This window comes from Streptomyces sp. NPDC059224 (assembly GCF_042754285.1).
Taxonomy (GTDB): domain Bacteria; phylum Actinomycetota; class Actinomycetes; order Streptomycetales; family Streptomycetaceae; genus Streptomyces.
The window spans coordinates 38,261-59,086 of sequence record NZ_JBHZAN010000028.1; the positions used below are offsets into that span (position 1 = coordinate 38,261).

19 protein-coding genes and 1 pseudogene are annotated in these 20,826 nt (G+C 71.5%); 11 read left to right on the forward strand and 9 right to left on the reverse strand.

The window, feature by feature from the left end; all coding sequences use genetic code 11:
• The first annotated feature begins 41 nt into the window (after positions 1 to 41).
• Together ACFXI4_RS29545 and ACFXI4_RS29550 are read left to right on the forward strand one after the other, a co-directional pair.
• Positions 42 to 1,439: a gluconate:H+ symporter gene (locus ACFXI4_RS29545; RefSeq protein ID WP_384996677.1), complete on the forward strand. Its 1,398-nt coding sequence runs from the start codon at positions 42 to 44 to the stop codon at positions 1,437 to 1,439.
• Between the two features lie 147 nt (positions 1,440 to 1,586).
• Positions 1,587 to 2,063, forward strand: a pseudogene (locus ACFXI4_RS29550) (zinc-binding dehydrogenase); the annotation flags it as partial.
• A gap of 21 nt (positions 2,064 to 2,084) precedes the next feature.
• Here the strand turns inward: ACFXI4_RS29550 and ACFXI4_RS29555 are convergent.
• The 3 genes from ACFXI4_RS29555 to ACFXI4_RS29565 all read right to left on the reverse strand — a co-directional run bounded on the left by ACFXI4_RS29555 (position 2,085) and on the right by ACFXI4_RS29565 (position 4,501).
• Positions 2,085 to 2,708 (reverse strand): cytochrome b/b6 domain-containing protein, encoded by a 624-nt coding sequence (locus tag ACFXI4_RS29555; protein WP_362723948.1) that lies wholly within the window; start codon positions 2,706 to 2,708, stop codon positions 2,085 to 2,087.
• Positions 2,692 to 3,414, reverse strand: coding sequence for a molybdopterin-dependent oxidoreductase (locus ACFXI4_RS29560; RefSeq protein WP_362723945.1), 723 nt, complete (start codon positions 3,412 to 3,414; stop codon positions 2,692 to 2,694). Before ACFXI4_RS29560 ends, ACFXI4_RS29555 begins: the two co-directional genes overlap by 17 nt.
• 118 nt (positions 3,415 to 3,532) lie before the next feature.
• Positions 3,533 to 4,501 (reverse strand): hypothetical protein, encoded by a 969-nt coding sequence (locus tag ACFXI4_RS29565; RefSeq protein WP_384996680.1) that lies wholly within the window; start codon positions 4,499 to 4,501, stop codon positions 3,533 to 3,535.
• A 391-nt stretch (positions 4,502 to 4,892) separates the two neighbouring features.
• Between ACFXI4_RS29565 and ACFXI4_RS29570 the strand changes: the two genes are divergently transcribed.
• The 4 genes from ACFXI4_RS29570 (at position 4,893) to ACFXI4_RS29585 (ending at position 7,158) form a co-directional block, all read left to right on the forward strand.
• Positions 4,893 to 5,786, forward strand: coding sequence for a DMT family transporter (locus ACFXI4_RS29570; protein ID WP_384996682.1), 894 nt, complete (start codon positions 4,893 to 4,895; stop codon positions 5,784 to 5,786).
• 33 nt (positions 5,787 to 5,819) lie between these two features.
• Positions 5,820 to 6,341, forward strand: a complete 522-nt coding sequence (locus ACFXI4_RS29575) for an NUDIX hydrolase (RefSeq protein WP_384996684.1) — start codon at positions 5,820 to 5,822, stop codon at positions 6,339 to 6,341.
• Positions 6,342 to 6,454: 113 nt separating this feature from the next.
• Positions 6,455 to 6,847 carry a DUF202 domain-containing protein gene (locus tag ACFXI4_RS29580; protein ID WP_362726291.1) on the forward strand — a complete coding sequence of 131 codons (393 nt, stop codon included), beginning with the start codon at positions 6,455 to 6,457 and terminating at the stop codon, positions 6,845 to 6,847.
• Complete coding sequence (locus ACFXI4_RS29585) at positions 6,844 to 7,158, forward strand: DUF202 domain-containing protein (protein WP_384996686.1); 315 nt, start codon at positions 6,844 to 6,846, stop codon at positions 7,156 to 7,158. Before ACFXI4_RS29580 ends, ACFXI4_RS29585 begins: the two co-directional genes overlap by 4 nt.
• A 205-nt stretch (positions 7,159 to 7,363) precedes the next feature.
• Here ACFXI4_RS29585 and ACFXI4_RS29590 read toward each other — a convergent pair whose 3' ends face one another.
• On the reverse strand, positions 7,364 to 8,308 hold the full coding sequence (locus ACFXI4_RS29590; protein WP_362726280.1) for an NADP-dependent oxidoreductase: 945 nt from the start codon (positions 8,306 to 8,308) through the stop codon (positions 7,364 to 7,366).
• Between the two features lie 127 nt (positions 8,309 to 8,435).
• Here ACFXI4_RS29590 and ACFXI4_RS29595 point away from each other — a divergent pair, with 127 nt between their 5' ends.
• From ACFXI4_RS29595 to ACFXI4_RS29605, 3 genes are all read left to right on the forward strand, one after another.
• A complete protein-coding gene (locus ACFXI4_RS29595; protein WP_362726282.1) occupies positions 8,436 to 8,735 on the forward strand; it encodes a hypothetical protein in 300 nt (99 codons plus the stop codon).
• A 169-nt stretch (positions 8,736 to 8,904) separates the two neighbouring features.
• On the forward strand, positions 8,905 to 9,927 hold the full coding sequence (locus ACFXI4_RS29600; RefSeq protein WP_384996688.1) for a phosphotransferase family protein: 1,023 nt from the start codon (positions 8,905 to 8,907) through the stop codon (positions 9,925 to 9,927).
• Between the two features lie 6 nt (positions 9,928 to 9,933).
• Complete coding sequence (locus tag ACFXI4_RS29605) at positions 9,934 to 11,148, forward strand: acyl-CoA dehydrogenase family protein (protein ID WP_384996691.1); 1,215 nt, start codon at positions 9,934 to 9,936, stop codon at positions 11,146 to 11,148.
• A 94-nt stretch (positions 11,149 to 11,242) separates the two neighbouring features.
• On the opposite strand, the gene ACFXI4_RS29610 is transcribed toward ACFXI4_RS29605, so the two are convergent.
• The 4 genes from ACFXI4_RS29610 to ACFXI4_RS29625 all read right to left on the reverse strand — a co-directional run bounded on the left by ACFXI4_RS29610 (position 11,243) and on the right by ACFXI4_RS29625 (position 15,105).
• Entirely contained in the window at positions 11,243 to 11,938 is a 696-nt protein-coding gene (locus ACFXI4_RS29610) for a type 1 glutamine amidotransferase domain-containing protein (RefSeq protein WP_362729049.1), read from the reverse strand.
• Positions 11,939 to 12,047: 109 nt separating this feature from the next.
• Positions 12,048 to 12,641, reverse strand: coding sequence for a TetR/AcrR family transcriptional regulator (locus ACFXI4_RS29615; RefSeq protein WP_362729047.1), 594 nt, complete (start codon positions 12,639 to 12,641; stop codon positions 12,048 to 12,050).
• A 29-nt stretch (positions 12,642 to 12,670) separates the two neighbouring features.
• A complete protein-coding gene (locus ACFXI4_RS29620; RefSeq protein ID WP_384996694.1) occupies positions 12,671 to 14,347 on the reverse strand; it encodes a class I adenylate-forming enzyme family protein in 1,677 nt (558 codons plus the stop codon).
• Positions 14,344 to 15,105: an SDR family oxidoreductase gene (locus ACFXI4_RS29625; protein WP_384996697.1), complete on the reverse strand. Its 762-nt coding sequence runs from the start codon at positions 15,103 to 15,105 to the stop codon at positions 14,344 to 14,346. The genes ACFXI4_RS29620 and ACFXI4_RS29625 overlap by 4 nt, the downstream gene beginning before the upstream one ends.
• Before the next feature lie 234 nt (positions 15,106 to 15,339).
• On the opposite strand from ACFXI4_RS29625, the gene ACFXI4_RS29630 reads away from it, so the two are divergent.
• Together ACFXI4_RS29630 and ACFXI4_RS29635 are read left to right on the forward strand one after the other, a co-directional pair.
• Positions 15,340 to 16,590 carry an exo-beta-N-acetylmuramidase NamZ domain-containing protein gene (locus ACFXI4_RS29630; RefSeq protein ID WP_384996700.1) on the forward strand — a complete coding sequence of 417 codons (1,251 nt, stop codon included), beginning with the start codon at positions 15,340 to 15,342 and terminating at the stop codon, positions 16,588 to 16,590.
• Between the two features lie 80 nt (positions 16,591 to 16,670).
• Entirely contained in the window at positions 16,671 to 17,990 is a 1,320-nt protein-coding gene (locus tag ACFXI4_RS29635) for a serine-threonine protein kinase (protein ID WP_384996703.1), read from the forward strand.
• 24 nt (positions 17,991 to 18,014) lie between these two features.
• On the opposite strand, the gene ACFXI4_RS29640 is transcribed toward ACFXI4_RS29635, so the two are convergent.
• Positions 18,015 to 20,804: a penicillin acylase family protein gene (locus ACFXI4_RS29640; RefSeq protein ID WP_384996706.1), complete on the reverse strand. Its 2,790-nt coding sequence runs from the start codon at positions 20,802 to 20,804 to the stop codon at positions 18,015 to 18,017.
• Positions 20,805 to 20,826 lie beyond the last annotated feature (22 nt).

Here is a 20,826-nt window from a genome sequence, read left to right on the forward strand (position 1 = left end):
CTCCCCTGTCCCCCGTTCCCCCGTATCTGCAAGGAACCCCCGTGACCAGACTCAGCGTCGAGATGCTGGCAGCGGACACCGTCGCGCCCATCACCTCGGCCGGACATGCCCAGCTCGGCATCGCCGTCCTTGCGGGCATCGCCGTCATCGTCCTGCTCATCACCAAGTTCAAGCTCCACGCCTTCCTGGCGCTCACCATCGGCTCGCTCGCGCTCGGCGCGTTCGCCGGGGCGCCGCTGGACAAGGTCATCACCAGCTTCACCGCCGGCCTCGGCTCCACCGTCGCCGGCGTGGGTGTCCTGATCGCGCTCGGGGCGATCCTGGGCAAGCTGCTGGCCGACTCCGGCGGTGCCGACCAGATCGTCGACACGATCCTCGCCAAGGCCGGCGGCCGGTCCATGCCGTGGGCGATGGTGCTGATCGCCTCCGTGATCGGTCTGCCGCTGTTCTTCGAGGTCGGCATCGTGCTGCTGATCCCGGTGGTGCTGATGGTCGCCAAGCGCGGCAACTACTCCCTGATGCGCATCGGCATCCCGGCGCTGGCCGGTCTGTCCGTGATGCACGGCCTGGTGCCGCCGCACCCCGGCCCGCTGGTCGCGATCGACGCGGTCGGCGCCAACCTGGGCGTGACCCTGGCCCTCGGCGTCCTGGTCGCCATCCCCACGGTGATCGTCGCCGGTCCGCTGTTCTCCAAGGTCGCCGCCCGCTGGGTGGACGTCCCGGCCCCCGACCGGATGCTCCCGCAGCGCCCCTCGGAGGAACTGGAGCGGCGTCCCGGCTTCGGTGCCACCCTCGCCACCATCCTGCTCCCGGTCGTGCTGATGCTGGCCAAGGCGCTGGTGGACATCGTCGTGGACGACCCGGCACACACCGTCCAGCGTGTCTTCGACGTCATCGGCTCCCCGCTGATCGCCCTGCTCGCGGCCGTGATCGTCGGCTTCTTCACGCTGGGCCGCCCGGCCGGGTTCTCCAAGGGACGGCTCCAGCAGACCGTCGAGAAGGGCCTGATGCCCATCGCGGGCATCCTGCTCATCGTCGGCGCCGGCGGCGGCTTCAAGCAGACGCTGATCGACTGCGGTGTCGGCCAGATGATCCTGGAGATCTCCAAGGACTGGTCGATCCCGGCACTGCTGCTGGCCTGGCTGATCGCGGTGGCGATCCGGCTGGCGACGGGCTCGGCGACGGTGGCGACCGTCTCGGCGGCGGGCCTGGTGGCTCCGCTGGCGGCGGACATGTCGACGGCCCACACGGCCCTGCTGGTGCTGGCCATCGGCGCCGGCTCGCTCTTCTTCAGCCATGTCAACGACGCCGGTTTCTGGCTGGTCAAGGAGTACTTCGGGCTGAGCGTCGGGCAGACCGTGAAGACCTGGTCGATCATGGAGACGATCATCTCGGTGGTCGCGGGCGGCCTGGTCCTCCTCCTCTCCCTCATCATCTAGGCAGCATCCAGGGGCTACGACGATGACGGCTCCTCCCTCTTCGACATCGCCGGCCGGACCGCCCCGGTCACCGGGTCCAGCCGGGGCATCGGCCTCACGCCGGGCCCGGGGCCGGCTGCACGGTGGTCCTCAACGGACGGGATGCCGGTGACCGGGGCGGGACCGAACGGCTGCCTGGTGGTGGCGGCACTGCGGGCTGCCGGGGCGGCCCGGGTCACGGCGACCGACCTGCTGCCGAACGCGTTGCGGCACGCGGCCGGCGCCGGCGCCGGCACGGGGTGGCCGGCCGAGGTGGACGCGGCCGTCGAGGCGGCGGGGGTGGTGGCGGGGCTCGACACCTGCCTGCGGCTGGTGCGGCGCGGGGGTGTCGTCGTCCGGCTGGGCATGCTGCCGCCGGGGCCGTCGCCGTTCGCCGGGAACCTGGTGGTGACCCGGGAGATCGAGCTGTGGGGCGCGTTCCGCTTCGACGGGGGGTTCGACGAGGCCCTGGCACTGCTGGCGCGGGAGCCGGTGTTCGACGAGCTGATCAGCGCGGTGGTGCCGGTGCGGGGGGCCGAGGGGGCGGTCGCGCTCGCCGCCGACCGGGGGCGGTCGTGCAAGGTGCTGCTCGACTTCGAGGGCTGAGGCCGCCCGGCCGGTCCGGTACTACGGCCGCCACAGCGGATGTTCGCGCTTGGCCCACTCCTTGCTCACCTTCCCGGTGCGCAGACCCTGCCTGGCCTCCGGGTCGGCCAGGGCCATGCCGATGTGGCCGGCCAGGACCACGCCGACCGTCAGGGCCAGCCAGTCGTGGACGAAGGTGGCCGAGGTGCGCCACATCAGCGGGGTGAGGTGGGTGAACCACATCAGCAGGCCGGTGGCGAGCATCACCAGCGTCGCGCCGGCGATCCAGTTCGCGTAGATCTTCTGGCCGGCGTTGAACTTGCCCGCCGGGCGGGAGGACGGGCGCTTGTCGCGGCTCAGGGCGGCCCGCAGCCAGAGCCGGTCGTGCGGGCCGAAGCGGTTCAGGAAGCCGAGGTCCCTGCGGAAGGCGCGGGAGGCGAGGCCGAGCAGGACCGGGACGGGCAGGGCCAGGCCCGCGCACTCGTGGATGCGGACGACCAGTTCACGGCGCCCGACCAGGACCGCCAGTTGCGGGATGTAGAGGCAGGCCGCCGTCAGGACGCAGATGCCCATCAGCGCCGCCGTCGTGCGGTGGATCCAGCGCTCGGCCGGGGTGAAGCGGTGCAGCCGGTCCGTGGCGGCCGGTGCCTCAGCTCGTAGGCTCATCGTCGCGTCCGTTCGAGCGGCCGACCCAGGCGTCGACGTCGTAGCCGAGGTGCTCCCAGTAGCCCGGCTGCACCTTGTCGGTCACCGTGATGCCGGAGAGCCATTTGGCCGATTTGTAGAAGTACATGGGGGCGACGTAGAGGCGGACCGGGCCGCCGTGGTCGTGGCCGATGGCCTTGTCCTGCATGCGCAGCGCGACAAGGATGTCCGGCCGGCGCGCCTGGTCGAGGGTGAGGCTCTCGGAGTACGCGCCGTCGAAGCAGGTGAAGCGGATCGCCTTCGCGTCGTCGCGCACGCCGGCCAGCTCCAGCAGGTGCGACAGGCGCACCCCCTCGAACGGGGTGTCCGGCACCCGCCACCCGGTCACGCACTGGACGTCCTTGACCAGCCGGGTCTGCGGCAGCGCGCGCAGGTCGGCCAGGCTGTAGGTGCGTGGTGTGTCGACCAGGCCGTCGATCTTCAGCTGGTAGTCGGCCGCGGTCCTGTTCGGCACCGACCCGGTCACCGAGTAGTAGCGGAAGCCGCCGCCGTTCGGGAGCAGCCCGGTCAGGCCGGTGGGGTCCTTGCCGGAGAAGGTACCGAGGACCGACTCGGTGACGCGTTGCAGTACCGGCGCGGTCACGACACCGAGGGCGCCCAGGCCCACGGTGCCGAGGAACACCCGTCGGCCGATCGGCCGACCCTCCTCGGGTCGTTCAGAGTTCACGTACTCATTCGAACACCCGCGGGGCGGGCCCGGCCAGGAAATCCGGCCGCCGTAAGAAATCCACAACCTCTTCTCATCAACCTCTTCTCATCGACCGCTTCGGGTCAGCCGCTTCGCCTCAGCCGCCGAGCGCGCGCTCCCGGGCCGCCCGGAACGCCTCGCACGGGTCGCGGTCCGGGTAGCACCAGGGTGCCGGGGTGGCATGCCGGCCGATGCGCTGGAACAGGGCCGCGGCCTCGGCGTACCGGCCGGCGCCCCAGGTGGCGTGGGCGAGGTGGTTGAGGTCGACATGGCGGCGCGGGTGCTCCTCGATCCCCCACTCCAGCCACCAGTCGAAGGCCGCGCTCAGGGCTCGCCGGGCGGCCGGCTCGGCCCAGTGGCCGGCCTCGGCCGGGTCGGCGGGCGCCCGGCCGGTGGCGGCGAGCACCCGGTGCCGCTCTGCGTACGCGACGACGGGGAGGACGGCGAGCGGGGAGTCGGCCGGGGCCGCGGCGGCCGAGCGTTCCGCGAAGGCGCGCAGTCCGTACGCCCCCTCGTCCTCGGTCTCCGCGATCCGGGCGGCCATCAGGTGGTGGGCGTGGTGGTGCTCACGGTGGCGGTCGCACACCTCGTGGAACATGCGGCGCGTCTCGCCTTCGGTGCCGAGCCGGCGGGCGAGCAGCAGGCGGCCGAGCCACGGAGTGGGGTCCGCGGGGGCGAGCTCGGCGGCGCCGGCGCAGGCCTGACGGGCCCGGTCGGGGGGTTCCTTGCCGCGCAGCGCACGCCGGACCAGGGTCAGGGCGTAGAGGGTGGCGGCGCCCGCGGAGCCCGGCTCGGCGAGCAGCCACTCGCGGGCCCAGGCTACGGCGTAGGGCTCGCGGGCGAGGACGGTGGCCCGGTGGCCCCTGCGGTCCCAGTCGTCACCCGTGTGGAGCAGCAGGGAGCGGGCGGCCTGCCAGCGGCCCTGGGCCAACGCGGCTCGCGCGGAGATGAGTTCGGCGTCGCCGAGGGCGCCGTCGGGACAGTGTCCGCACTCGTGGGGCGCTGCCGCGCGGGGACCTGCGGCGACGGCCGGGCCTGGGCCTAAGAGGGGCGGGGTTGGGGGCACCGCGGAACTTCCTGGTTGTCGGGCTGCCATCGGCCGATCACGCACAGCAAACCCCCAGCCAAGACTTTGCGTCAAGCCGAACGGGGCTGGTACCCCGTTCAACTACCCGGAACACAACGGAACTTGACGCGCGCCCGGGCCCGTTGGGCGTACCGTGGCCGTGGGGCTCCGCGTTCCGGCTGTGGCGTACGCCATGGCACAGGCCGCCCGGGCATCGGACCATGGCCGTACCGGTCCCGCCGCCGCCCTGATCCACCCGCCGTGTCCGGCTCGGGCCCGTGACCGAGTCAATCGCCCGGTTCCGGGTACTCCCGGAGCATCACCCATCCGCGAGCGCTACAGTCGGCCACTACGCACCCCGTAGCCCGGCCGCATGATCGAGGTACGCAGCGTGTCCGTTCTGGTTCTGATTCTCGCCGTGAGTGCGGCCTGTTGCCTCGGCTTCGGGTTCGTGCTCCAGCAGAACGTCGCCCAGAAAGCCCCGCTCAGCGACTTCCTCTCGTTCCGGCTGCTGATCGACCTGATGAGGGTGCCGCGCTGGCTCGGCGGGATCGGCCTGATGGTGACCGGCATGGTGCTCGGCGCGATCGCCCTCGGCAAGGGCGAGATCTCCCTGGTCGAGCCGCTGCTGGCGACGAACCTGCTCTTCGCCCTGGCGCTCTCCCGCCACCAGACCAAGCATCCCCTGAGCCACCAGGGCTGGGCCGGACTCGGCCTGCTCGCGGGCGGGGTGACCGCGTTCATCCTGGCGGGCCAGCCACGCGGCGGCGACGCCATCGCCAACCCGCTGCGGCACTGGCTGATCATCGGCGTGGTGGTCGGCCTCGCCCTGGTGCTCACCACCTGCGCCAAGCGGTCCCGGCTCAGCGCCGGGCCCACCCTGCTCGCCCTCGCCGCCGGGCTGCTGTACGGCGTACAGGACGCCCTGACCCGGGTGACCAGCACCCGGTTCTCCGAGGGCGGCATCACCGAGGTGGTGACCGGCTGGCAGCCGTACGGCGTGCTGGTGCTCGGGGTCAGCGGGCTGGTCCTCGTCCAGAGCGCGTTCGAGACGGCGGAGCTGCGCAACTCGCTGCCGGCGCTCACCGCCGCCCAGCCGCTCGCCGGGATCCTGTGCGGCGTCGGCTTCCTCGGGGACCGCCTGCGCACCGACACCGGGGCGCTGGCCTGGGAGGCGGCCGGGCTCGCCGCGATCGTGGCGGGCATCGTGCTGCTCGGACTGCATCCCGCGATGCCTCGCGGTCCGGCACCGAAGGAGCCCTCGCTGGACCTCCAGCCGCGCTGAGGCCACGCCCCGCCGGCCTGCTTGGATGGCGCCATGAAGCCTGCTGACGAAATCCTCGACATCGTCGACGAGCACGACCGGGTGATCGGACAGGCCCCCCGCGGTGAGGCGTACGCCCGGGGCCTGCGGCACCGCTGCGCCTTCATCCTGGCGCGCGACGCCGCCGGCCGTGTCTTCGTCCACCGCCGCACCGCGACCAAGCTGGTCTTTCCCTCCCTGTACGACATGTTCGTCGGGGGCGTGGTCGGCGCGGGCGAGTCCTACGACGACGCAGCGCTGCGCGAGGCCGAGGAGGAACTGGGCGTGTCCGGGCTGCCCCGTCCCACGTACCTCTTCAAGTTCCGGTACGACGACGGCGGCGGCCACAGCTGGTGGTCTGCGGTGTACGAGGTCCGCTGCGAGCTGCCGGTACGGCCGCAGGTGGAGGAGGTGGCCTGGCACGACTTCCTGACGGAGGAGGACCTGACGGCCCGCCTCGGCGCGTGGGAGTGGGTTCCGGACGGCCTGGCGGCGTGGGAGCGGCTGCGGGAGTGGCGGGCCCGCAAGGAGCGCTGAGGCTCCCCCCGGCCGAGGACTGGGGGAACCACGCGGGCGCCCTCATCCACACCCACCCCCCACACCCACCCGCACCCGAACGACCCCGTCCCACCCCGGTAGGGTCCATGCACGTGATCGAATTCGCGCGGAACGTCCGCTTGTGGTTCGCCCCCGAAGTGGTGCGCGAAGAGGGAACGACCCCCGACTACCGCTTCTCCCTCGCCAACGAGCGGACCTTCCTGGCCTGGCTGCGTACCGCCCTGGCCCTGATCGGCGGCGGTTTCGCGGTGGACCAGTTCCTGCCCGACCTCCGCTGGGCCTGGCGGGTCGGTCTCGCGCTCGCGCTCCTCGCCGCCGGCGTGCTCTGCTCGCTGCGGGCCGTGAACCACTGGATGCGCTGCGAGCTGGCCATGCGGCGCGGTGAGGACCTGCCGGTCTCCCGGTTCCCGGCCATGCTCGGCGTGGTCGTGGCGGTGGTCGCCGTCGCCATGGTCGTCGTGGTGCTCGTCGGGTGGGAGGGATGACGACGCCGCCCCGCGACCCGGGACTCCAGCCGGAACGGACCCGGCTGGCCTGGCGCCGTACGACGCTGTCGGCGACCGTCGCCGCGGTCCTCGCCGCCAGGACCGCCCTGCACGGCGGCACCTCGGCCGGCGGGGTGCTCGCCTGCGCGGCCTGCTGCGTCCTGTGGCTGGGTTTCCTCCTGGTCGCCAACCGCCGGATCCGCGCCCTCGCGGCCACCGGCCGCCCCTCGGCACTGGCGCCGCGGCAGGCGACCGCGGCGGTCGTGTGCACGGTCGCCGTAGCGCTCTGCGCGGCCGCGCTGGTCGTCTAGGGCCCAGCCCCGGAGCCTGTCCGCGCCCGCCAGAGGGAGGAACCCAGCGGCGCTGTCGTCTCTCGTCGACGCCCCCGGCCTCGGGCCGGAAGGCGCCCCACCGCGTCGCACCCCTCCTCCCCTGGCAGCCGGACGCACCGGACCCCGCCCACCGGCGCCGACGAGGCGCCACTGCCTTCCCGCGACCTCCTCCGCCGGTCAGGCCCTAGCCCTCCTCCTCCGGCCACTCCACCGTGACGACCAGCTTGCCGCGGGTCCGTCCCTCCTGGCTGCGCCGCTGCGCGTCGGCCGTCCGCTTCAGCGGAAACGTCTCGGCGACATGGACGCTCACCGCTCCCTGTTCCGCGAGCGCGACGAGCCGGGTCAGGTCCTCGGCGTCGGGACGCGCCCAGCAGTAGCGTCCCCCGAAGTCGACGACGTCCGGGTCGGCGATCGAGGCCATCCGGCCCTCGGGGGCGAGCAGGTTCGCCGAGACGACCAGCGCCTCCCCGCCGACGGTGTCGAAGACGGCGGCCACCCCCTCCGGTGCCAGCCCCCGGACACGTTCGGCCAGGCCGGGACCGTAGGTCACCGGCTCGCCGCCGATACCCCGTACGAAGTCGTGGTTGCGCTCACTCGCCGTGCCGATGACCCGGGCGCCGAGATGGGCCGCGATCTGGACGGCGAGGGAACCGACCCCGCCGGCCGCGGCGTGCACCAGGACCGTCTCGCCGCGTTTGACCTCCAGGGCGTGGACCAGCACCTGGTAGGCGGTGAGCCCGGCCAGCGGCAGCCCCGCGGCCTCCTCGAAGGAGAGGTTGCGCGGCTTGCGGGCCAGGGTGCGCACCGGGGCAGCGACGTACTCGGCGAAGGTGCCCCGGGAGAGGAAGTCCTCGCGGACGTAGCCGATCACCTCGTCGCCGACCGCGAACTCGGGGACGGCCGGGCCCGGCTGGACGACCACGCCGCAGACGTCCCACCCGGGGATCACCGGGAAGACGGTGTCCATGACGCCGTGCAGATCGCCCTCACGGCATTTCCAGTCGACCGGGTTGACGGACACCGCCCGGACCTTCACCAGGACCGAGTCGGGGCCGACCTTCGGGTCCTTGACCTCGCCGTACTCCAGCACATCGGGTCCGCCGTACCGGCTGTAACTGATGCCCTTCATGCAACCGACCCTCCGGGGTACTCGGACGCCACGCAACCGGGATGCCCGCATATGTGCGTTTCGCGTGGCAGCCTGTCCGTCGGCAGCACGCCACCCTCCCGAACCCGTACCGCTGAAGGCGAACACCATGACCACCACCCTTCACCAGGAACACACCGCACACGGCCACAGCCACGGACCGGACTGCGGACACGACCAGGTACCGCACGGCGACCACGTCGACTACGCGCACAACGGGCATCTGCACCGCGAGCACGGCGGCCACTGGGACGAGTGCGAGCCCGACGGCCACATCACCCACGACGCCCACGACCACCGGCACGGCAACGGCTGCGGTCACACCGGCGTCCTGCACGGCGACCACATCGACTACCTGCACGACGGCCACCGGCACGCCGAGCACAACGGCCACTGGGACGACCACTGAGTCGGACCCGGTCCTGACGGCGGCTCCCCGCTCCGCGTGCGCGGGGAGCCGTCACGTCACGGCCGGACCGTAAGGTGGTCCCGGTCACGTTTGGCTCACCCGCTGGACGACATACCGACTGGTCGGCATCATGAGTGGGGTCCTGTTCACTCGTTCGTAGGAGCGATGCATGAGCCCCGATCACCCGCCCGGACTGGATCTCGACCGGCTGCGCGGACTGCTCGACCGCGAGCGCCCCGGCCTGGTGACAGGTCCGCTGACCGGAAGGCTGATCGAGGGCGGGCGGTCGAACCTCACCTACGCGGTCTCCGACCCCACCTCGAAGTGGGTCGTACGGCGGCCGCCGCTGGGCCATGTCCTGGCCACCGCGCACGACATGAAGCGCGAGCACCGGGTGATCAGCGCGCTGTACCCGACCGAGGTGCCAGTGCCGCGGCCGGTGCTGCTGTGCGAGGACACGGAGGTCCTGGGCGCGCCGTTCTACGTGATGGAGTTCGTGGCGGGCACCCCGTACCGCACAGCCGAGCAACTGGTCCCGCTCGGCCCCGAACGCACCCGCAACGCCGTGCTGTCCCTCGTCGACACCCTCGTCGAGCTGCACGCGGTGGACCCCGAGGAGGTCGGCCTCGCCGACTTCGGGCGGCCGGAGGGCTTCCTGGACCGGCAACTGCGCCGCTGGGGCAAGCAGCTGGACGCCTCCCGCAACCGTGAGCTGGCCGGCATCGACGAGCTGCACGCCACCCTGGGCCGCCGGCTGCCCGGCTCCGCCGCGCCCACCGTGGTCCACGGCGACTACCGGCTCGACAACGTCCTGATCGGCGACGACGACCAGATCAAGGCGATCCTCGACTGGGAGATGTCCACGCTCGGCGACCCGCTGACCGACCTGGGCCTGCTGGTCATGTACAGCCTGCCACTGGGCACGCCCGACTCCCCGGTGTCGACGACCGCCGAGGCCCCCGGCCACCCGGACCCGCGAGAGCTGGTCGAGCGCTACGCGGCCCGCTCGGGGCGGGACGTCTCGCACATCTCCTGGTACACGGCGTTCGCCTGGTTCAAGCTCGCCGTGATCCTGGAGGGCATCCACTACCGGTACACACAGGGCCAGACGCTGGGACAGGGCTTCGACCGCATCGGCGAACTCGTCCCCGTCTTCATCGACCACGGACTGACCACACTCCAGGAAGGCTGACCGGCCATGGAATTCGCGTTCGACGCGCGCACCGAGGAGCTGCGCGCCAAGCTGCTCGCCTTCATGGACGAGTACGTCTACCCGGCCGAGGCGGTCGCCGAGGAGCAGCGGGCGGCGCTCGCCTCACCGTGGGACACCCCGGCCGTGGTCGGGGAGCTGAAGGCGGAGGCGCGCAGGCAGGGCCTGTGGAACCTCTTCCTCCCCGACGCCGAACACGGCGCCGGCCTCACCAACCTCCAGTACGCACCCCTCGCCGAGATCACCGGCCGCTCCCCGCACCTGGCGCCCACCGCGCTGAACTGCGCGGCCCCGGACACCGGCAACATGGAGGTGCTGGCCCAGTTCGCCGACGACGCGCAGAAGAAGCAGTGGCTGGAGCCGCTCCTCGCCGGTGAGATCCGCTCCGCGTTCGCCATGACCGAGCCGGAGGTGGCCTCCTCCGACGCCACCAACATCACCACGCACATCGAGCGGGACGGCGACGACTACGTCATCACCGGCCGCAAGTGGTACATCTCCGGGGCGATGAACCCGGACTGCAAGATCTTCATCGTGATGGGCAAGACCGACCCGGACGGCGCCGACATCCGGCGCCAGCAGTCCATGGTCCTGGTCCCGCGCGACACCCCGGGTGTCACCGTGAAGCGGGCGATGCAGGTCTTCGGTTACGAGGACCACGCGCACGGCGGCCACGCCGAGGTGGTCTTCGACCACGCGCGCGTGCCGGTGTCGAACCTGGTCGGCGAGGAGGGCGGCGGCTTCGCCATCGCCCAGGCCCGGCTCGGCCCCGGCCGGATCCACCACTGCATGCGGCTGATCGGCATGGCCGAGCGGGCGATCGAGCTGATGTGTCGGCGGGCCGTGTCCCGTACCGCCTTCGGCAAGGAGCTGGCGCGGCAGGGCGTGGTCCACAACTGGATCGCGGACGCCCGGGTGACCGTCGAACAGCTGCGGCTGCTGGTCCTGAAGACCGCCTGGCTGATGGACACCGTCGGCAACCGGGGCGCCCACACCGAGATCCAGTCCATCAAGATCGCCACTCCGCGGGCGGTCGTCGGCATCATCGACCGCGCGATCCAGCTGCACGGCGCGGGCGGCGTCAGCCAGGACTTCCCGCTGGCCGACCTGTACGCCGGGGCCCGCACACTGATGATCGCCGACGGCCCGGACGAGGTGCACCAGCGCTCGCTGGCCCGCCGGGAGCTGATGAAGTACATGTAGACGACGCGCGGCCCGGGCCGGTGCGGGCGTCAGGGACGCCCGCACCGGCCTCCCGCCGTCCGCCTCGGCCCGTCCGGCCGGCCGGCCACATCGCCTACTTGAGGATCTGGAGGAGGTGATCGGCCAGGATCGCCGCCGAATGGGGGTTCTGACCGGTGACGAGGTTGCGGTCCTCGACCATGTAGGGCTCCCACATCGGGCCGCGGCTGAAGTCGATGCCGACCTTCTCCTTCAGTTCCGTCTCCAGCAGCCACGGTGCCCGCGAGGCCAGGCCGACGGCTTCCTCCTCCTCGTCGGTGAAGCAGGTGATGCGGTATCCCTCGAAGGGCGACCTGCCGTGGATCCTGGTGGCGAGGATGGAGGCGGGGGCGTGGCAGACGATCGCGAGCGGCCTGCCGGAGGCGAGCTGTGCGGTGAGCAGGCGGCCCACGTCGGCGTCGAACGCCAGGTCCGCCATGGGGCCGTGGCCGCCGGGCAGGTACACCGCGTCGTAGTCCTCCAGGCGGACGTCCGAGAGCTGGAGGGGCCGCCGCATCACCTCGGCGGAGCGGATGATCGCCTCCAGTTCGAGGGCCATCTCCTCACCTCCGGCCATCGACGGACGCAGGCTCATCATGTCGACGTTCGGGACCACGCCGCCGGGGGTGCCGACCACGACCTCGTGGCCGGATTCCGTGAGCTTCTTGTAGGGCATCGCGAACTCTTCGGCCCAGTAACCGGTCGCGTACCTGGTGCCGTCCTTGAGCACCCAGTAGGTCGCTCCGCTGACGATGAAAAGTACTTTCGCCATCGCGCTCGGTCTCCTTCCCCCCGAGTCGACTCGTGGAGGAATTCAGCCGTCTCAGCCTAGACACACACATGGCCGGATGCATGTGCCCAGGTCCTTCGGACCCTGCCGGTCAGGGGCGCAGCGCTCGCAGCAGCAGGTCGGCCAGCTGGTCGGCGACCTCCTGCGGGGTCATGGGGCCGTCCGGCCGGTACCAGGTCGACAGGTGGTGGATGGAGCCGAAGTGGTAGTCCACGACCAGGTCGGCCGGGGTCGCGGCGGAGAAGACGCCCTCCCGCTGGCCCTCCTCGATCAGCGCACGGAAGCGTTCGTGGTAGCGCCGGCGCTCGGCGCGCACCTGCTTGTTCTTCTCCGGGCTCAGATGGTGCATGGACCGGAAGAAGATCGACGCGTCGTCGAGGTTCTCGATCGTCGTCACGACGACGTCGGCGGCGGCCCCCCGCAGCCGCTTCTCGATCGGCTCGTCCGCGTTCGCGAAGGCGTCCAGGCGCTCCTGCTGCACCCGCAGCACGCGCGCGTACACCTCGTGCAGCAGGTCGTCCTTGGAGCCGAAGTAGTGGTACAGCGCTCCCTTGGTGACGCCGGCCGCCTCCACGATCTCCTGCACGGAGGTGCGATCGTAACCCTGCTCCGCGAAGAGCCGGGTGGCGGCGGCCAGGAGCCGCTGCGGAACAGGAGCTCCGTCGCCGTCCGTCGTCCTGGCCACTGCCGCCACCTGCCTCTCTGGTATGTCTGCTAACCCTGTTGCGGCCGGGAACGAAGTTCCCGTCGGAGGATCTTCCCACTTGCGGTCTTCGGCAGATCGGGCAGGATCTCCACCAGCCGCGGATATTTGTAGGCGGCCAGTCTTTCCTTGCAATAGAGGGCCAGATCGTCCGGATCGGTTGCAGCGCCGGGGCGAAGACTGATGTACGCCTTGACGGTCTCCCCGCGGTAGCCGTCGGGCACCCCGACCACGGCCGCCTCGCGCACCGCCGGATGGGTGTACAGCACGTCCTCGACCTCGCGCGGCCAGACCTTGAAGCCGGACGCGTTGATCATGTCCTTCTTGCGGTCGACGACGTACAGCCAGCCCTGCGGGTCCATGAAGCCGATGTCGCCGGTGCGCAGCTCGCCGTCCGGGAAGGTCTCGGCGGTGGCCTCGGGCCGCCGCCAGTACCCGGGCACGACCTGCGGCCCGCGCACGAGGATCTCGCCCTGCTCGCCGAAGGGCACCTCGTCGCCCGCCTCGTCGACGATGCGGACGATGGTGTCGGGACCGGGCACCCCGACCGCCAGGGTCCCGGAGACCGGGTCCACGGGCGCCTCCAGGACCGGCGGCACGGACGCGCAGGGCGCGGTGCACTCGGTGAGCCCGTAGCCGTTCCTGATGTACGGCCCGTACCCGGCACGGAACTTCTCGACCAGGGCCGGCGGCAGGGGCGCGCCGCCGGAGGAGATGTTCACGAAGGAGGCGAAGTGCTCCGGGGTGACGTCCGGGTGGGCGGCCAGGGCCATGAAGGCGGTGGAGGGGCCGACCGTGTAGTGCGGCCGGTGCTCGGTGAACGCCTCGAGGACCAGGCCCGGTTCGAAGCGGTACGTCAGCACCAGCGTGCCCGCGCTGTTCAGACAGGCGCCGAGCTGGCAGACCATGCCGGTGATGTGGAAGAGCGGCGCGAGGGCGTAGTAGACCGGCGCGTCGGGCAGCCCGAGCCCGGTCTTCTGCCGCTCGGCGTTGTACATGATGTTGCCGTGCAGGTTGGTGGCGCCCTTGGGGGTACCGCTCGTCCCCGAGGTGTAGCTGATCAGCGCGATGTCGGACGGTACCGGGTCGCGCCCCTGGGGTGCCTTGCCACCCCGGCGCGCGACCGCCACCAGGTCCTCGGCGTCGGCGGCCTGCGGCAGCCGCTCGAAGGCCAGCACGCGCGCGTCGTCGCGCGTCTGGAAGTCCAGCTCGCTGGCCGTCAGCACGATCCGCACCGGCGAGTCGGCGGCCGTGTCGCGCAGGTACGACTCCCAGGCCCGCTGCGAGCAGACCAGCGCGGCCACCTCGCCGTCCCGCAGGACGTGGGAGACCTCCCCCGACTTGTACATGGGGTTGACGGGTACGACGGTCGCGCCCGCCTTCCAGGCGCCGAGCAGCGCGATCACGAAGTGCGGGGAGTTCTGCAGGATCACGGCGACCCGGTCCCCGCGCTCCAGGCCGCGCTCGGCGAGGTGCGCGGCGACGGAGTCGGTCAGCTCGTCGACCTCGCGGAAGCCGAGCCGGGCGTCGAAGTAGGCGAGGAAGGTACGGTCGGGCGCCTCGGCGGCGGCGGTGCGCAGGGCGTGCACCATCGAGGCGGGAGGATCGACGGGGCCGCGCTGGGCCTCGTCGAGGAGCGCCACCCAGGGCCGGGTGGCGTAGAGGGACTCGGTCCGCGACTGGGTCACCGGGTGGCCTCCCACTTCTGCTGGATGTGGTTCATGCTCGTCAGCCAGGTGTCCGGGTCGGCGGCCCGCGCCCGGTAGTACCCTGCGGCCTCCGGATGCGGCAGGATCAGGAACCGGTCCTCGGCCATGCCCTCGAACAGCGCGTCGGCGACGGCGTCCGGTTCGATCGCGGTCGGCTGGAGCACCAGGTCGCCCGCGCTGCCGGTGGCGGCGAGCATGTCGGTGCGGACGCCCTGCGGGCAGATCGCGTGCACCTTGAGTCCGCGGTGCCGGTAGGTCAGCGACAGCCACTCGGCGAAGGCGTAGGCGGCGTGCTTGGTCACGCTGTACGGCGCGGCCCCGATCATGGTGAGCAGCCCGGCGGCGGACACGGTGGACACGAACCGGCCGCTGCCCCGCTCCAGCCATGCGGGCAGCAGTTCCTGGGCGGCCCGCACATGGGCCATGACGTTGACGTCCCAGGCCGAGGCCCACACGGCCGCGTCGGCCGCCTCGGACCCGCCGGAGCCGAGCCCGGCGTTGGCGCAGAAGACGTCCACGCGCCCGCCGAGCGCGTCCCGGGCGGCGGCGACGCCGGACGCGTCCCCCGGCACGGCGATCCCGCCGATCTCCTCGGCGACGGCGCCCGCCTTCCCGGCGTCCAGGTCGTTCACGACGACGCGGGCACCCTCGGCGGCGAATCTCCGGGCAAGGGCGGCACCGATGCCGCCTCCCGCCCCGGTGACGACGACTCCCGCATCCTGCACGGCTCCCACCATCGGTCTCCTTCGACACGGCGCGAAACAACACGGCCCAGTCACGACACACTAACCGGTCGGTATGTTTGAGAAAAGGGCGACGGTCACACCCCCTTTAAGGGCGCAGGGCCACGGCCCGACACACCAGGACCGCCGTCCCCAGGGGCACTGGGGGCACCCCCGGCCGCCGGCTGGGGGAGGAACTGCGCGACCAGCCACGCACGATCCGCACCCGGACGACGACGGAGGCCTCTCATGCGGCGCCCTTCCCGACGCAGTGTGCTCGCCGCGGCCACGGCGGCAGCCGTGACACCCGTACCCGCGGCGTCCCTGGCCGACGCCCCCGGCCGCGTCGGGGCGCACTTCGAGACCGGCTTCGACCGCCTCTCCGCCGACGGCTACGCCCTCCTGGCCCGCCAGAAGGTCGGCATCGTCACCAACCCCACCGGCGTGACCGCCGACGTCCGCCACATCGTCGACGTCATGCACGCCGACCCGCGGGTCGAGCTGACGGCGGTCTTCGGCCCCGAGCACGGCTTCCGCGGCACCGCCCAGGCGGGCGGCTCCGAGGGCCGCTACGACGACCCGGCGACCGGCCTGCCCGTCTACGACACCTATCTCAAGAGCGGCCGGCCCCTCGCCGACGTCTTCACCGCCTCCGGCGTGGACACGGTCGTCTTCGACATCCAGGACGTCGGCGCCCGCTTCTACACGTACATCTGGACGCTGTACGACTGCATGGAGGCCGCCCAGCTGGCGGGCAGGCGCTTCGTCGTGCTCGACCGCCCCAACCCGGTGACCGGACGCACGGCCCAGGGCCCGGTCCTGCACCGGGAGTTCGCCAGTTTCGTCGGCCGGCAGCCGATCGCGCAGGCGCACGGGATGACGGTCGCCGAGCTCGCGAAACTGTTCAACGCGCAGTTCCTGACCTCCCCGGTCGAGCTGGACGTCGTGCGGATGACGGGCTGGCGGCGGGACCGCTTCTACGACGCCTACGGACTGCCCTGGGTGCCGCCGAGCCCCAACATGCCCACCCCCGACACCGCCCTCGTGTACTCGGGAACCTGTCTGTTCGAGGGCACGAACCTCTCCGAGGGGCGCGGCACGACCCGCCCCTTCGAACTGCTGGGCGCGGAGGGCGTCGACGCACGGTGGGCGGCCTCCGCCAACCAGCTGGGTCTGCCGGGCGTGCGGTTCAGGGAGGCGTACTTCGCGCCGACGTTCTCCAAGTTCCAGGGCAAGACGGTGGGCGGGGTGCAGATCCACGTGCACGACCGGGCCGCCTACGACCCGGTACGCACCGGGATCGCGCTCCTGGTGACCGCCAAGAAGGTGTGGAGCGACTTCGCCTGGCGGTCCGACGACTGGATCGACAGGCTCACCGGATCCACGACCGTGCGCACGATGACCGACGCGGGCGCCGGAACGGACGAGATCGTCGGCGCCTGGCGGGACGAACTCGCCGCGTTCCGCCGGATCCGAAAGGAATTTCTGCTCTACGGGTGAGGCGCGCTGTATGGCCAACCTTGCCCGGCAGCGGGACGATGCGCGCACATCGCACCGGTTCGGGGCACGAGGAGCCTGGCATGGCGGATTCCGGGATGAGCGTGGCTCCCTACTGGGAGCTGACCTTCGACGCCGACGGCGACCCGGACGGCGCCGAACGCGACCGGCTGCTGGGCGAGGTGACGGCGCACGGCGTCCGCGACCTGATCGTCTTCGCGCACGGCTGGAACAACGACCGTTCGGGCGCGACCGCCCTGTACCGGCGGTTCTTCGCACCGATCCCGAAACTGGCGCCGAAGGCGCGGATCGGGTACGTCGGGGTGGTGTGGCCGTCGATGCGGTTCTGCGACGAGCCGATCCCGGACTTCCCGAAGTCGGTGGTGGCCACGGAGGCGGAGGAGAGACCGGCCCCCGTCCTCGACAAGGACACCCGGCACGCGCTCCTCGACACGTTCCCGGGCCGGGCCACCGTGGTCGACCAGATCGCCCGGATGCTGGAGCAGCGCCCCGCGGCCGAGCTGGAGGAGTTCGGGCGGCTGGTACGGCTCCTCGTCGAGGTCCTGCCCGGCGGCCCCCAGCCGCTGTTCGCGGCGGACACCCTCGCGGAGGGCGTCCCGCAGAACGACCCGGTGCTGTTCACCGGGGACACGACGGCTCTGTGCGAGGAGTTCGCGCAGACGCTGGCTTCCGTCCGGCCGGGGACCGGCACGGCGGAGTTCGCGCTGCCCAATCCCTGGGACGGCGCGAAGGAGTTGCTGCGGCAGGCGACGTACTACGCGATGAAGCGCCGCGCCGGGACCGTCGGGGAGCGCGGGCTGGGCCGGGTCGTGGGGCAGTTGGCCGGTGTCGCGCCAGGGCTGCGGGTGCATCTGGTGGGGCACAGTTTCGGCGGCCGGCTGGTGTCGTTCGCGCTGCGCGGGCTGCCGGACGGGGTGCACACGGTGAAGTCCGTGACGTTGCTGCAAGGGGCCTTCTCGCACTACGCGTTCGCCCCCCGGCTGCCCCACGACGCGCGTGCGGGCGGGGTGCTGCAGGGCCAGGAGAACCGGATCGACGGTCCCCTGGTGTGCTGCTACTCCCACTTCGACGGGGCGCTCGGCACGATGTATCCGCTGGCCTCGCGGATGGCGGACGACGACGAGTCGGTACTGGGCCTGAACGTGGGCGGGGCGCTGGGCGCCCGGTGGGGCGCGATGGGTCACGACGGTGTGCAGGCGGTACCGGGCACCCGGTCACTGGACCTGGCGGCGGCCCTGCGCGGCCCGCTCGCCGCGCCCGGTTGCGTGAACGTGGACGCGGCGGCGGTCGTCAGCAGGGGCGGCCCGCCGTGCGGGGCGCACAGTGACATCGTGCACCCCGAACTGGCGAGGGTGGTGCTGGCGGCGGGGCGGATCGGCTGACCCCGCCGCCGTGGAACTGCCTGCTCAGCGGTGCGAGGTGAACTCCACGACCTGCTGGAAGGTCGGGCGGTTCTGCCAGCTGATGTTGTAGTGCTTGATGCCGCCCAGGGTGCGCTGGACGATCGAGTCGGCACACCACTGGTCGCCGGCCGAGCAGAGGGAGTCCCCGGGGTAGACCGTGGACGCGCTCGTGCCGGCCGCCGTCTTCAGCGTGCTGATCAGGATGTCCCGGCAGGCGCTGAGGCTGCCGCCGCCGCAGTACTGCGCGGCCAGCGGACCCGACACGCTCTGCCCGAGCACCGACCGGATGTCCTTGTCGACATAGCTCCACCAGCCGTACTGGAAGGAGCTTCCGGCGTGGGCCCCGGTCGGACCGTGCGCGGCCGACGGGGTCTCGTCGATGTACAGGTTGTTGGTGAACGCGGTGTACAGGCTGTCACCGAGGCCGGGCTGGAACTCGGCCTTCACCAGCAGCGGCCACCATGCGTCCAGGATCCGGACGGCGTCGGCGTTGGCGTAGGTCTTCGAACCGGCCGAGGTCTCGGTGCGTTTGCCGCCCGCGGTCAGCCAGGTCTGGAGCTTGGTGACGGCCGCGGCGGCCGTGGAGTCGGTCACCGTACTGCTGTTGACGACCTTCAGCAGGTCCGGCAGCACGTCCTCGGCCCGCAGGTCGGTGAGCGACGCGTCCGACATGGCCTTCACGAGCGAGGAGCGGGTGACTCCCCCGGCCGCGACGAGTTTCTTCACCCGGTCGTCGAGGAGGTTGCCGCGATGGACGGATCCGTCGCCCCAGCTCGCCGTCGTGTAGTTCAGTGCCTGTTTGTTGTTCCAGGAGATGTAGTAGTCCTGGTCGATGGAGTTGGGGTGCTGCGAGGCCGGGGTGTAGTCGGACGTGTTGGTGGCCGGGTTCCAGTTCTGCCACTCGTAGGCCGCCTGCGCCCAGACCGGGAACTCGGGGTCGACGCCGGTCGCCCGTACCGGGTTGTTGCCGCTGTTGTAGTACGCGGTGTGCGAGGAGTCGGCGTAGAACCAGTTGAAGGTGAAGTTGATGTGCTGCGCCGCGCTCTGGAAGGTCTCCGGGCTCTTCACGTAGTCGGGGTCGTTGAGCATCTGGAAGCCGATGATCGAGTCGGCCTCGTGCATGTAGGAGGAGCGCAGGGTGGTGTAGGCCACCTTCTTCCCGCCGACGGTCGCGCGGTATTCGACGGGTCCGTACTTCGTCTTCCACACGCGCATGGTGTACGAGCCGGCGGCCGTGCCGTCGGCGGTCGTCGGCTTCCAGGAGTTCTTCTGCTCGACCTCGTCCATGGCCGTACAGGTGCCGTGGTACAGGTAGTGGTGGTCGTCCTGGCAGAGCTCGACGGCGTAGCTGTCGATGATGTCCTGGCCGGAGGTGGTGGCGGACCAGGCGTAGTCCTGGCCGCGGCCGAGTTCGACGTACATGCTCAGACCCGCGAAGGAGGCGCCGCGGGCGCTGATGCCCGGGCCCTGGATCTCCTGGAGCATGAGCAGCTGCGGGGCGAAGTAGCCGGTCTGCGGTCCGAAGACGGCGACCGGGTGTCCGCTCGCGGTGTGCCTGCCGCTGACCACGAGCGCGTTGGACATCCCGCGCCTGGCCGAGCTGAGGGCGGTCGCGGTCGCCGCGGCGGAGGCGGCGGAGGCGCTCTGGTCGGCGCCGGTGCCGGTGGCGTCGTAGACCAGTGGCTCGGTCGCCACCGAACCGGAGTCCGGCAGTGCCTCGCCCTGCGGGCTGGACGGCTTGGTGCCGTAGGGGAAGCTCTCGCCGTTGTGGACGGTGAGCGCGGCCTCGGGGTCGTTGCGTTCGCGGAACGACTCCCAGACCTTGGTGCCCTGCTCCACGCCGTACTTCTGCTGGGCGGCGAGCAGTGAGAGGGCGTTGTTGACCTCGCCTCCGCCGCCGGAACCGAACAGCGAGCCGACCACGGAGGCCAGGGCCACCAGGTCGGTGATCTTGAAGTGGTCGATGGTGCCGGCGTTGGTGATCGAGTCCTTGTGACCGGTCAGGACGTACTCGCCGGGGAAGTAACGGCCGCTGTCGGAGGCGTCTATGTAGGAGTTGACGCCGGCGAGGTAGGCGTTGGCGTCGGCGAGGGCCTGCTGGCCGCGGGTGCCGTTGTTGGCGACGGCGTTGTCGATCTGCGCCTGGAGGTCGGCCTCGGTGTAGGGGGCGTTGCGGTAGAACTCCTGCTCAAGGCCCTGGTTGGAGGCGGCGCCGCCGGCGAAGGTGGTGAGCTGGCCGCGGCCGACGTGCCGGAACACGTCCATCAGCCACAGCCGGTCCTCAGCCGCGGCATAGCCGGCGCCGAACTCCGTGCCGTATCTGGTGGTACCGGTGATGTGCGGGACGCCCGTCTTCTTGTCGCGGACGATCGTCACGTCGCTGCGCCCCGCCGGGCTCTCCGTGGAGGCGACCTGATCGGAGGCGACCCCGAACGAGGAGTCGTTGAAGAACGTGTTGATCTTCGCGTCGGTGAGGGTGGAGTAACCCGTGGCCAGGTTGCTGTAGGGGCCCAACTGGTCCTCGGCGTGCGCGGGCTGGGTGCCGAAGACCTGGTTGAGCAGGACCTGGGCGAGAGTGGCGTTGCCGTTCTCACCGGGCGGAAGGATGTCCGAACACTGGCCGCCGCAGTAGTCGTTGGAGGCCGTGGCCGCCGCGGCCGGAGTGGCCTGGGCCAGCGGGGAGAGCAGACCGGCGACGAGGACGCATACAGATGCCGCTTTCAGGAACCCGGGGAGCTTGCGGGGAGTTCTCAGTCTGTCGAACAACGCGTGATGTCTGGTGCGCCGGGGCATGGCGACTCCTCACGACGGGGGT